Origin of the sequence: Rhizobium sp. P32RR-XVIII (genome assembly GCF_012641395.1) — a bacterium.
Taxonomy (GTDB): Bacteria; Pseudomonadota; Alphaproteobacteria; order Rhizobiales; family Rhizobiaceae; genus Rhizobium.
On record NZ_JABAIH010000003.1, the window covers coordinates 519,823 to 532,861 of the forward strand.

General features: G+C 60.9%; 10 protein-coding genes. All 10 read left to right on the plus strand.

The genetic code is table 11. From position 1 onward, the window contains the following. The first annotated feature begins 177 nt into the window (after positions 1-177). A complete protein-coding gene (locus HGP14_RS12100; protein WP_168830069.1) occupies positions 178-1,848 on the plus strand; it encodes an ABC transporter substrate-binding protein in 1,671 nt (556 codons plus the stop codon). Between the two features lie 70 nt (positions 1,849-1,918). Continuing rightward, positions 1,919-2,932 (plus strand): ABC transporter permease, encoded by a 1,014-nt coding sequence (locus HGP14_RS12105; RefSeq protein ID WP_168830070.1) that lies wholly within the window; start codon positions 1,919-1,921, stop codon positions 2,930-2,932. Positions 2,933-2,935: 3 nt separating this feature from the next. Beyond that, a complete protein-coding gene (locus HGP14_RS12110) occupies positions 2,936-3,811 on the plus strand; it encodes an ABC transporter permease (protein WP_168830071.1) in 876 nt (291 codons plus the stop codon). Further along, a complete protein-coding gene (locus HGP14_RS12115) occupies positions 3,808-5,898 on the plus strand; it encodes an ABC transporter ATP-binding protein (RefSeq protein WP_168830072.1) in 2,091 nt (696 codons plus the stop codon). Before HGP14_RS12110 ends, HGP14_RS12115 begins: the two co-directional genes overlap by 4 nt. 3 nt (positions 5,899-5,901) lie before the next feature. Next, on the plus strand, positions 5,902-7,155 hold the full coding sequence (locus tag HGP14_RS12120; protein ID WP_168830073.1) for an MFS transporter: 1,254 nt from the start codon (positions 5,902-5,904) through the stop codon (positions 7,153-7,155). Then, entirely contained in the window at positions 7,152-8,585 is a 1,434-nt protein-coding gene (gene hydA / locus HGP14_RS12125) for a dihydropyrimidinase (RefSeq protein WP_168830074.1), read from the plus strand. The genes HGP14_RS12120 and hydA overlap by 4 nt, the downstream gene beginning before the upstream one ends. Then, positions 8,582-9,343 (plus strand): SDR family NAD(P)-dependent oxidoreductase, encoded by a 762-nt coding sequence (locus tag HGP14_RS12130; RefSeq protein ID WP_168830075.1) that lies wholly within the window; start codon positions 8,582-8,584, stop codon positions 9,341-9,343. The genes hydA and HGP14_RS12130 overlap by 4 nt, the downstream gene beginning before the upstream one ends. 33 nt (positions 9,344-9,376) lie before the next feature. Next, positions 9,377-10,414, plus strand: a complete 1,038-nt coding sequence (locus tag HGP14_RS12135) for an NAD(P)-dependent oxidoreductase (RefSeq protein WP_168830076.1) — start codon at positions 9,377-9,379, stop codon at positions 10,412-10,414. Then, on the plus strand, positions 10,414-11,340 hold the full coding sequence (locus HGP14_RS12140; RefSeq protein ID WP_168830077.1) for an allantoinase PuuE: 927 nt from the start codon (positions 10,414-10,416) through the stop codon (positions 11,338-11,340). The genes HGP14_RS12135 and HGP14_RS12140 overlap by 1 nt, the downstream gene beginning before the upstream one ends. Further along, the gene (locus HGP14_RS12145) at positions 11,333-13,024 is read left to right on the plus strand and encodes a thiamine pyrophosphate-requiring protein (RefSeq protein WP_168830078.1); all 1,692 of its coding nucleotides are present in this window, start codon (positions 11,333-11,335) and stop codon (positions 13,022-13,024) included. Before HGP14_RS12140 ends, HGP14_RS12145 begins: the two co-directional genes overlap by 8 nt. Positions 13,025-13,039: the final 15 nt, after the last annotated feature.

Sequence of the window (13,039 nt, forward strand, 5' to 3'; positions counted from 1 at the left end):
GCACAAAGGATGTCGAGTCGATGCATATGACAGAGGTTCGTGCCGTTTTACTTTTCCAAAAGACGGAACGGCTGACGGACACAAAGTCCGCTGTGACCGCGCCCGGTGAAGCAATCACCGATCCGGTCCCACCAATAAAAATTGGAACAGTTATGCACGAACTAGGAGACCACTAACTTGGATAAGAAGCAGCATTCCTACATTCCCACGCTCGTAGACCAGATGTCGAACGGCTCGATCGGCCGCCGCGAATTTCTCCGCAAGGCCACTCTTCTCGGCGTTTCCGCGGGTGCAGCCTACGCCCTGGCAGGCGTCCCGATGTCCGATACCGCGGCGAAAGCTGACGATATGCCGAAGGGCGGCAACCTGCGCATCGGCATGCGCTGCATGGAAATCAAAGACCCTCATCTCGCCGACTTTGCAGAGAAGTCGAACGTTATTCGTCAGGTCTGCGAATATCTGACATTTACCGACCGCAACAACATCACCCATCCTCATCTCCTCGAAAAGTGGGAAGTCAGCGACGACCTGAAGACCTGGACGCTGCATGTCCGGAAGGACGTCAAATGGCGCAAAGGCAAGCCTCTGACGGCTGACGACGTTATCTGGAACCTGAAGCGCGTGTGTGATCCCGCGATCGGCTCCTCGATGCTTGGCCTCTTTACCGGCTATCTCGTCCAGGAATACGAAACGGGCGAAAAGGATGAGAAGGGCAATCCGAAGAAGTCGAGCAAGCTCTGGGCGGACAACGCCATCGAGAAGGTTGACGACTACACCGTTCGTCTCAACTGTTCCACGCCGCAGATCGCGGTCCCCGAGCATCTCTATCATTACCCGATGGCTATTATCGACCCGGCTGAAAACGGAACCTTCGGCCCGGATGCCAACGGCACAGGCCCGTTCACTCTGACGGAATATGTTGTCGGCAAGGGCGCGAAATACAAAGCCCGCACGGATTATTGGGGCACGGGTCCCTATCTTGAAACCTTCGAATATGTTGACCTTGGCGACAACCCGGGCGCCGGTATCGCGGCGATCGCCTCCAAGCAGGTCGATGGCCTGTCAGAAGCCGACGCCGTCCAGATCAATTCGATGCAAAACTTCCCGCATGTCACGGTCTATAAGGTCGAAACGACCCAGACTGTCGTAGCCCGCATGCATCCGGAAATCGAGCAGTTCAAGGACAAGCGCGTGCGCCAGGCAATGCGTTATGCGATTGATCGTAACAAGGTCATCCAGACTGCGCTTCTGGGCGCCGGCATTCCGGCCGAAGATCACCACGTTGCCCCGTCGCATCCCGAATATGCAGCTCTTCCCAAATATCCGCGGGACATCGAAAAGGCAAAGAAGCTGCTTGCTGATGCTGGTTACCCGGACGGCTTCGAGTTTGACATGGTCACTCGTCCGGACCCGATCTGGGAGCTCAATACGGCGCAGGTGCTTGCCGAGCAGTTCAAGGACATCGGAGTCAAGATCAATATCAAGGCGCTTCCAAGCGCCCAGTATTGGGAAGTCTGGACGACCGCTCCCTTCAGCTTGACGGCCTGGGGCCATCGCCCGCTGGCGATCATGACCCTGGCGCTTGCTTATCGCTCCAACGCGGCCTGGAACGAGTCGAATTATTCCAATCCGGAGTTCGACAAGCTGCTCACGGAAGCAGAAGGCATCCTGGATCCGAAGGAGCGCAGCAAGGTCATGGCGAAGATCGAGGCGATCATGCAGGACGACGGTCCGATCGTTCAGCCCTTCTGGCGCGTCTTCTCGACGGTCATGGACAAGAAGGTCAAGGGCTTCGAGCTGCACCCTTCGCAGTACATCTTCGCGCATCAGTACGCGATCTCGGCGTAATCTCCCAGCCGGCGCCCGGCCGCGTTCGCGTGGTCGGGTGCTGTGCCTAGACATTCGGATTCCTCCGGCTATGGCGAAATTCCTCCTTAAACGACTGGTGATGATGTTGGTGACGATGCTCTGTGCGTCGTTTCTCGTCTTCGCCGTCTGTGAATTCACTCCAGGCAGCGTCGCGCGCAAATCGCTCGGTCCTTTCGCGACCCAGCAGCAGGTCGACCTTCTTACCGAAAAATTGAAGGCAAATGATCCTTTGCCGGTGCGCTACGCACGCTGGCTTGGCGTACTGGTCGGCGCCATCCCGGATCCGCTGCAGGATCCGAGCACCGGTTTGAACTTCAAGGATTCCCGCGGCGCGCAGTATTTCGGCAATTTCGGCTATTCGACGCTGAACAAGCTGCCGGTCAACGACGTGATCTGGGACCGCCTCGGAAATACCGCTATCCTCGCTGGACTGGCATTTCTGCTGATCGTGCCGCTGTCGATCATCTTCGGCATCCTCTCAGGGCTGAAGGAGGGCGGCGCGCTCGACCGGACACTGTCAGTCATCTGCATCACGTTCACGTCCATTCCCGAATTCGCGTCAGGCGTCTTCCTGGTCACTCTCTTCGTGATCCTCTGGCCGGTTCTTCCCGGCACCAGTCCCCTGAACAACGATGGCGGTTGGGCCGTTCCCTATCAGTTCGTGCTGCCTGTCGCGGTCCTCGTCATCTACGACTTCGGCTATGTGGCCCGCATGATCCGCGTCTCGATGATCGGCGTTATGGAGCGGCCTTATATCAGGACCGCGGTCCTGAAGGGCATGAGTACCCGCCGCATGGTGCTCGGGCACGCGCTTCGCAACGCGATGATCGCGCCGTTCACCGTGCTTCTGCTGCAGATCAACTTTCTGATCAGCGGTGTCGTCGTCACAGAGCTCGTCTTCGCCTATCCCGGCTTCGGCCGCCTCATCCTCGATGCGAGCCTCTTCGGCGACATCGCGACCCTCGAGGCCGCCACGCTGATCACCGTTGCTATCGCCGTCATCACGCAGCTCCTCGGCGACCTTGGCTACATGCTGCTCGATCCACGTATCCGGGTGAGATAGATTATGGCTGTTCAAGACAATATTGCGGAAGCCGTAGTTGCACCGCCGAAACGCGCCGCTCGCCCCAACTGGATGCGCATTTTCCATTCGCGCACCGCAGTCGTTGGCCTTTCGCTCGTCCTGTTCTGGGTCTTGGCGGCCCTGCTTGCGCCCATCCTTCCGCTCCCGTCGCCGACGGACTCGGACGTCATGGCAATGGCCAATCCTTATCCGTCCGCCGCGCATTGGCTGGGCACGGATGTCTTGGGCCGCGACGTGCTTTCACGTCTCATCTTCGGCGCCCGCACGGTCCTATCCGTCGCACCACTGTCGGTCGCCGTCGCCATGGTCGTCGGCATCACGATGGGCATGGTCGCCGGCTACTATGGCGGTTGGATCGACGTGCTGATCAGCCGCTTCTCGGACATCATCCTGGCATTTCCGGTTCTGGTCATTTACGTCATTCTGATCGCCAATATCGGTCCGTCCGTGCTCAATATCGTCATAGCGACGACAATCGCCTCAGCGCCGGGAATCGGCCGTATTACACGCGGACTGGTGCTCGGACTGAAGGAGCAGGAATACGTCGCGGCGGCAAAGTTAAGGGCCGAGAGCACGCTCTACATCATGATCGTCGAGCTGCTGCCGAATTGCCGTAGCCTGCTCATCGTCGATGCCTGCCTGCGCATTGGATACACTATCATCACGATCGGTATCCTCGGCTTCCTCGGCCTCGGCCTGCCGCCACCGAACCCGGATTGGGGCGGCATGGTGAAGGAGAGCGTGACGGTTCTCAATGTCTGGCCGCACATGTCCCTCATCCCGTCGTTTGCGCTCGTGACCCTGGTTCTCGGCTTCAACCTGCTGGCCGACGGTATGCGTGAGGCATGGAAGCCATGAATGTTATAGCGTCAAATCGTCAAGGAGCGGCCATGTCCGTCACGCCTATGATCGACCGTGCGCCTGTTCTCGACATCAAGAACCTGCGGATCGAGTTCCGCGGTAAGGCCGAGACGGTGGTCGCCATTCCGGATTTGTCTTTCAGTGTCAAGGCGGGTGAGAGCTATGGCCTGGTCGGCGAGTCGGGCTGCGGAAAGAGCACGACGGCCATGGCGATCATGGGCTATCTCGGCAACACGGGCGTGATCGCCAACGGCAGCATCCGCTTCAACGGCAAGGAGCTCGTCGGCGCATCGGCTAAGGAATTGCGGTCGATCCGGGGACGGCAGATCGCCATGGTCTATCAGGATCCGATGAGCGCGCTCAACCCCGTGAAGACGATCGGCGCACAGCTTGCCGAAGTGCCCCTCCTTCACCTTGGAGCGACCAAGCAGGAAGCGATGGCGATGGCGGAAGCCATGCTGGGCGACGTGCGCCTGCCCGACCCCGGCGATATGCTGAAGCGTTACCCGCACCAGCTTTCGGGCGGCCAGCAGCAGCGTGTGGTCATTGCCATGGCGTTGCTCGCCAAGCCATCCCTGCTGTTGCTCGACGAGCCCACGACCGGGCTTGATGTGACCGTCGAAGCAGCCGTGATCGATCTCATCGCCGAACTGAGACAGCGCTATTCGACGAGCCTCCTGTTCATCTCGCACAATCTCGGTCTCATTGCCGAGAGCTGTGATCGCCTTGGGATCATGTATTCAGGCGAAATGGTTGAAGAGGGGACGACCGGCGAGGTCTTTCGTCGGCCGAAGCATCCTTATACGCGCGGCCTGATCGATTGCATTCCCGATATCACTGGCGACAAGCGCAGCCGCACCCTCGCTGCCATTCCCGGTCATATTCCTCTGCCGTCCGAACGGCCGGAAGGCTGTCTTTTTGCGCCGCGCTGCGCAAGCTTCGCCGCAGGTCTCTGCGATCGGCCCGGCCTTGCCCTCGAGCCGGCGGCTGAGGATCACCTGGTCCGTTGCGCACGGTGGCAGGAGCTTTCCGACCCTGTGCAAACCTTGGCGCCGGCCGCGTCCGATCTCCGACCGAAAGCAACCGCGATCTCGCTGTCCGACGTCAGCAAGGTCTATCCGATCGGCTATCAGAAGACAGTCAAGGCCAATGAGTCAGTTTCCTTCGAGGCCGGGAAAGCTGAGATCGTTGCATTGGTCGGCGAATCCGGCTGCGGCAAGTCCACGCTCGCCCGCATCGTGACCGGTCTCGACCGGGCGACATCGGGCGAGATCCGCATGGCCGGCGAAAACATCGCCGAGCTGCAGGCGCGCGATCGGCCCCGGCCGTTGCTGCAGCAGATTCAGATGATTTTCCAGAACCCTGACAGCACGCTCAATCCCTCCCATTCGGCTGCGTTCTCCATTCGCCGTTCGATCAAGAAATTCGGCATCCGCAAGGGGAAGGCGGAAATCGAGCAACGTGTTCGCGAGCTCCTGGAAATGGTGCGCCTGTCACCGGCAGTCGCTGACCGAAAGCCCAACCAGCTCTCCGGCGGGCAAAAGCAGCGCATTGCAATCGCGCGAGCGTTTGCCGCGGATCCGTCGCTGATCGTCGCCGACGAACCCGTTTCGGCACTGGACGTTTCGGTGCAGGCAGCTGTCGTAACCCTTTTGCTTGATATCCAGCATGACAAGCACGCCACGATGCTGTTCATCAGCCATGACCTCGCCCTCGTGCGCCACGTCGCCGACAAGGTCGTCGTCATGTATCTGGGCAAGATCATGGAACAGGGCAGGGTGGAGGAAGTCTTCGGTGAAGGGGCGCATCCCTACACGGAAGCTCTGCTGTCGGCGATCCGCAGTCCGCATCCGGACGAGGCGCCGCGGGAACGGATTCGCCTGACTGGCGAGACTCCAAGCCCGGTGAACGTGCCGGCTGGCTGCCGGTTCTCCACGCGGTGTCATCGCAAAGTTGGAACCATTTGCGACACCGTACCCCCGCCGGTTCGAAGGATGTCCGAAACGCACGAAATCGCCTGCCATATTGAGGCAGCCGAGCTCGCAGCACGTCCATCAGTTCTTGCACCGGTCGGGAAGGCCTAACCGATGCGTGGATTCGGCAGGTCGATCGCTGAAGCATGGCACACGGCCGCGCGCTTTCGGGCAATCATTCCCATAATGGCGAGTATCTGTGTCATCGGCACGGGCAACGCACTCCTGACCACGACGGTTTCACTTCACTTGAGCGATCCGTCGATCAGCGTCCGTATTGTCCAGCTGCTGCTGACGGCTTTCCCGGTTGGCTTCCTGGCAGGATGCCTTTCGGCCCGCTTTCTGGTGTCTCGCCTCGGGCATGAGCGCGCTTTCCTGTCGATGGCATTGCTCGCAGCCTTCGCAACATGCGGATACATGCTGACCCCTGCGATGCCGCTCTGGTTTTGCCTTCGGTTGATCAACGGCTTTGCCATCGCAACGCTTTTCGTCATTTCCGAGAGCTGGATCAACCTCTATGCCGACCAACGCAATCGAGGCGCCTTTTTCTCGCTCTACATGCTGATGACGTCGCTTGCCGTCTTGTTCGGCCAGTTGTTCGTCGAGGCAGCCGGTCCGCGTTCGCCCTATCTTTTCCTGATCGCGCTTGGGGTGATCCTCTCGGGATTCTTCTACGCCCGCTTCCTTGGCGGTTGCTGGCCGGCTCTGCCTCTTCCCGCGCCGATCGAGGGTGCAAGCACGACCTCGACGGATCGATATGGCATCTGGCAACTGGTGCGTCTCGCCCCGGTCACCGTCGTCTGCGTGTTTCAGTCGGGCATGACGAATATGAACGTCTATACGATGACGCCCATCTATGGCGAGCGGGTCGGCCTCGAGGCGGCGTCCGCCGTGACACTCGTCACCGCCTTTAGTATGGGCGGCATGTTGGCCCAGGCACCTGCAGGATGGCTGTCCGACAGAATGGATCGTCGCCTGCTGCTGCTTTTGCAGGGACTGGCAACAGCATGCCTTTGCGCGACGATCGCCTTGCTCGGCATGCGATCGCAAGGCCTTCTTTATGCATTGTTTTTCGCCTACGGCGCGATCGCGCTGACGATCTACCCTGTCGGCATCGCCTATGCCAATTCCCAGCTCGACAGCCGGCACATGGTTTCCGCATCCGGCAGTCTGCTCCTGCTCTACTCGATCGGCAACATCATGACGCCCGGCGCTGCGGCTGGCCTCATGGATATATTTGCCCCGCAAGCCCTCTTCATCCTTCTCGGCAGCAGCGCATTTCTGGTTGCCCTTGCTGCCTGCTTCAATCTTCTGCGCCGTTCCTCTGCCGGCGTGAAACCATGCCTCGCTTCGGGAGGAACCGAATGAATTCGCAGCAGCCGTATGACCTGGTCATTCGAGGGGGCCGCGTCGTTCTCCCTGACGCCACGAAGCAGATCGACGTCGGCATTCGAAACGGTGTGATCGCCACCCTTGAACCGAACCTGCCGAAAGGCCAGCGCGAGGTCTCCGCAGAGGGCCGCTTGGTGCTGCCGGGCGGTGTGGACAGCCATTGCCACATGGACCAGCAGCCATGGGAAGGCAAATCAACAGCGGATGATTTCAATACCGGGACCCTGTCGGCGCTCTGCGGCGGTACGACGACCGTCGTGCCCTTTGCCATGCAGATGCGCGGTCAGTCGCTCAGAGAAATCGTCGAGGACTACCATGAACGCGCCCGCCCAAAGGCGCGTATCGACTATGGCTTCCACCTGATCGTCGGCGATCCCTCGGCCGAGGTGCTGCGCGACGAAATTCCTGGCCTGATCGCGGAAGGCTGTACCTCGATCAAGATCTACCTGAGCTATGACGGTCTGAAGCTCGATGATTATGAGGTGCTCAATGTCCTCGACCTCGCCCGCTCGCAAGGCGCAATGGTCATGGTCCATGCCGAGAACGATGCTTGTATTCGCTGGCTGACTGAAAAGTTCATCGCCGCTCGCAAGACCCAGCTTCGCTATCACGAGAAGGCGCATTCGGAAATCGGAGACCGTGAGGCAACCTTCCGGGCGATCAGCCTCTCCGAGCTGATCGAGACCCCGATCCTCGTCAGCCATGTGGCGGCGGCCGGCGCCGTCGAGGAAATCCGCCGCGCCAAGGCGCGTGGGCTGCCTATCTACGCCGAGACCTGCCCGCAATATCTCTTCCTCTCGGCCGAAGACATCGACACGCACGATCTGTCCGGCTCCAAATGCGTCTGCACGCCGCCTCCGCGCGACAAGTCCAACCAGCCGGCGATCTGGGCGGGCATTCTCGACGGTACGCTCGAGGTTTTCACCTCGGATCACTCGCCCTGGCGCTATGCCGACAAGATCGCCGGCGGTCCGGGGACGCCCTTCCATCGAATCCCGAACGGCATCCCTGGGATCGAGACGCGTCTTGCCTTGCTGTTTTCAGCCGGCGTCAACGGCGGCCTGATCTCACTGCAGAAGTTCGCGGACCTGACGGCAGGCGCCCCGGCGAGGCTGTTCGGTCTCTATCCTCGCAAAGGCAGAATCGCTATCGGCGCAGATGCCGATATCGCGATCTGGGACCCGGACCGCAGCGTGACCATCAGCAATTCGCTGCTGCATCACGCGACTGACTACACGCCTTATGAAGGGCAGGTCGTGAAGGGCTGGCCGATCATGACAATCGCCCGCGGCGACGTCGTCTGGGACGACGGCAAGATTCTTGCCGAACCCGGCCGCGGTCAATTTATCGCGCGCCAGCGGCCGTTCCCGCCGCAACAGGGGCTTTCAAAGGTTCTCGCATCATGACTGCGCTCGCGTCACGCCTCGAAGGCAAGGTTGTTTTCCTAACCGGCGCGGCAAGCGGCATCGGTTCAGCGATCGCGCGCCGCTGTGTGGGGGAGGGAGCGTCCGTAATCTGCGCCGATCACTCTCTTGAGGGAGCCACGGCACTCGCCGAGGAATTGGGATCAGCGGCGATCGGCATTCGATGCGATGTCATTGACAGCTGGTCGGTTCACACCGCAGTAGAGGCCGGGTTGGTGCGGTTCGGTCGCCTTGATGGTCTGGTGCACAATGCGGCCGCGCCATCGTTCGATGGCACCGTCATCAGTCTGCCTGAACAGCAGTGGCGGCTCGAGGTCGACGTCAGCATGACCGGCGCTTTTCTGGCCAGCAAGCATGCGCTTCCGGCAATGGTTGCCGCTGGCGGCGGTTCGGTTGTCTTCATCGCATCACAATTTGCGCATGTGGCGGTCGGAAAGGCCGTCGCTTATTGCGCCGCCAAAGCAGGCCTCGTGCATCTGGCCAAAGCCATGGCGGTTGATCACGCGGCCGATGGCATTCGCGTCAACAGTCTCTCTCCGGGCGCTGTCGCAACCCCGAGGCTGCTGCAGCGATGGCCCGATCTCGATACGGCCAATGTCAGTCTCGGGCCGGCGCATTTGCTGGGGCGCATCGCCAAGCCCGACGAAATCGCTGCCGCCGCTACCTTCCTTCTGTCGTCAGACGCCTCGTTCGTGACCGGTACCGATCTGCTGGCCGACGGCGGCTACGCGACACGCTGATATTTGTTGTTGAAATCTTTGATGGATTTTAAGATGACCCTTCTCGTCACCGGCGGCACCGGCTTCGTTATGAGCGTCCTTGCCCGGGCATGGCTTGACCGCGATCCCAAGGCGCGCGTCGTCATCCTGGATCGCGCCGGTCTGGATGCCATGGCGGAACGCTATTTCGCGCCAGTTCGTGACCGCCTCTCGGTAATTACCGGCGATATCTGCGATCCGAGCCAATGGGCAGACGCGCTCGACAGCTACGACATCCGATACATCGTGCATGGTGCGACCATTACCCCGATCTCGCGGGGAAGTCCGGCTGAAGCGAAGCGTCAGCCGGAGGCCGAGGATCCCGCTCGGATCGTCGACGTCAATCTCATGGGCACGGTGCACATCCTCGAATGGGCGCGTCGGCAGGCCAATCTGAAGCGCATCGTCTACGTGAGTTCCGGTGCGATCTACCGTCATCACGGTCCGGACTGGACGGGAGAGCCCCTGCCGGAAGATGGCTACGTCGCACCGCTGACGCTTTACGGGATTTCCAAATTTGCCGCCGAGATGGTGGTCAACCGTTATGCCGATCTGTTCGGCCTGTCGGCGGCATCGGTCAGGCTCGCCTCGGTCTACGGACCAATGGACCGCGTGACGGGAAGCCGCAATCTCCGGCATGTCCCCAACCGGGTCGCCCATATGGCCCTTGCCGGTGAGACCATCCGGCCGAACAGCCTGGAGCCCGTCGGCGATTACCTGAGTTCGACCGATGTCGCCGAAGCGATCATCGCGCTCCTGTTCGCGGAGCGCCTTCGCTACCGCCACTACAATATCGGAAGCGGCGAAACGTCCACCATAGGCGATGTCATTGAATGGGCGATGGAACGTGCGCCCGGCCTGAAAATTGAAGTCAGCCCGGCAGAGACCGCCAATATCATTCAGGACGTTTCGCTGAAGGACGGCATGTGGGGCGCCTACGACATCGCTCGAATCGAGCGGGACACGAGCTGGCGGCCGCGCAGCGCCAGGCAGTCCTTCCACGACTACATGGATTGGATCATCGAAAACGAACTTCAAAGCGAGGGAAAGTGATGACCGCTGTCACAAAAGATCAATTGCGCGATTTTGTGGGCTACGGCCCGAAGCCGCCGGTGATTACCTGGCCGGGTGGGGCCAAGCTCGCCATCAACCTCGTGCTGAATTACGAGGAAGGCTCGGAATATTCCTGGCTCGAAGACGGCCGGAACGACAATTGGGGCGAATACAATATCCCGAACAGCCCTCCGGTACGCGACCTCGGCACCGAGACGCATTTCGAATATGGCAGCCGCGCCGGCGTGTGGCGCCTGGCGCGGTTGTTTGATCGCTACGACATTCCGGTGACGATCTCAGCTTGCGCTGTTGCGCTCGAAAGAAATCCAACGGTCATCGAATGGATGAACGCACGCGGTCACGATCTTCTCGGCCATGGTCTTCGCTGGAGCGAATATTCGACGATGCCCCGCGAGGAGGAGGAGCGTCAGCTTCATGAAGCGATCGCACTTTACAAGAAGCTGACCGGCAAGCGGCCCCTTGGCTGGAACTGCCGCTCGTTTCCGAGCGTCAACACCCGCGATCTGATCGTGAAAGAAGGCGGCTTCCTCTACTATTCCGACCCATGCAATGACGACCTTCCCTACTTCCTCGATCACGATGGTACGAAGCTTCTCGTCGTGCCCTATTCGAAGACCCTGAACGACAGCCGCTATCTGATCGCACCCGGCTACAGCAATCCGCGCGACTTTGCCGAGGATTGCCGTTCGGCAATCGACTACATGATCGGTGAGGCCGACGAGACCGGCGGGCGCATGCTGACCATCGGCGTGCATGCCCGCTGGATGGGCCAGCCCAACCGCGCCTCCGGCCTCCGCGAGGTCATCGAGCACGTGAAGAAGACTCCGGGCGCGGCCTTCATGCGCCGCGAGGACATTGCCCGTCACTGGCTGGCAAACCACGAGGGCTTTTCTCGCCATGGCTGAAGGCACGCAAGCAGAGCCGGAAGAACGGTTGCACACTCAGATGCAAGGCATGAGCGGCGCTCAATATGTCGCCGGCGTGTTGAAGCAAGAGGGCGTCAAGCAGATCATCGGCTTTCCGGCAAGCGAGCTCTTCGATGCCTCCGCCGAGATGGATATTCCGCCGATCATAGCCCGCACGCAACGCGTCGCGATCAACATCGCGGAAGGATATGCGCGTGCGACGGCCGGAAAGGAGCTGGCCGTCGTGACCGTGCAATATGGTCCGGGTGCTGAGAGCTCCTTTGCCGGGATTGCCCAGGCGTTCAACGACGGTGTGCCGATGCTCTTCCTGCCGACGGGCTATCCGCGCGGCTCGGAGGCCGTGGCACCGAACTTCGAGTCCCGCCGCAACTTCACCCACATCACCAAATGGTGCGAAGCGGCAACCAGGGTGGACGACCTGCCGAAACTGATGCACGCGGCGATCTCTCGCGTCAGAAACGGCAAGCCGGCCCCTGTCCTGCTCGAACTGCCGGTCGACCTGCTTACCGAAACGCTTCACGCCTCACCGTCGCTTCACCAGCGGCCGCGCCGCAGCGTGCCACAGGCAGACAATGGTGAAATCGCGGAGCTGGTCGCGACACTTCTCACCGCCAGAAATCCTGTGGTCCTGGCGGGGCAGGGCGTCCTGTCCGCGTCCGCCACTCAAGAACTGGTCGAGTTTGCCGAACTGCTGAATATCCCGGTCATGACGACGCCGAACGGCAAGAGCGGCTTTCCGGAAGACCATGCGCTGGCGCTCGGAACGGCGGGCCGCGCGCGGCCGGCAACTGTCGATCGTTTCCTCGAAAGAGCCGACGTCGTGCTGGCGCTCGGCAGCAGTCTAACGCGCTCCTATTACATCCTGCCGATCCCGGACGATAAGGTCATCCTGCAGGTCACGCTCGACGATGCCGATCTCGGCAAGGACTACCCGATCGCGCAGGGCATCGTCGGCGATATCCGATCAGTCTTAAAGCAGATGATCGGCCACATAAGGGCCAATCGATTGCCGCTGCCCGAACGTCCGCAGATCGCAGGCGAAATCGCGGCAGTGCGGGCTGCTTTCATGGCCAAATGGATGCCTCTGCTGACGGCCGATACGGCGCCGATCTCGCCCTATCGCGTAGTCTGGGAGATCATGCAGGCGGTCGATCCGAAGAGGTCGATCGTCACCCATGATGCTGGCAATCCGCGTGATCAGTTCTGCCCCTTCTATGTGGCAAGCGTCCCCGGCAGCTATATCGGCTGGGGTAAGACGACCCAGTTGGGTAGCGGCCTCGGTTTTGCTATCGGCGCGAAACTCGCCCGGCCGGAGGCGACGGTCGTGAACCTGATGGGCGAGTCGGCCTTCGGCATGGTCGGCATCGATTTCGAAACGGCGGTGCGCTGCAACCTGCCGGTCCTAACGATCTTGTTGCGCAACAACGTGCTCGGCGGTTACGCGAAAAGCATGCCCGTTGCAACGACCAAGTATGGCGCCAACCGTGTGACCGGGGGCTATGCGCCGATCGCCGAGGCGCTCGGCGGCTATGGCGAATGCGTGACGCAACCGGAGCATCTGCGCCCGGCATTGCGGCGCGCTCTGCAGAAGGTCGAGACCGGCCAAGCCGCGCTCATCGAGGTGGTCACCCACGAAGAACCGCGTCTTGCGGGTCTCTGGTAGGCCAGCGGGAGGGCA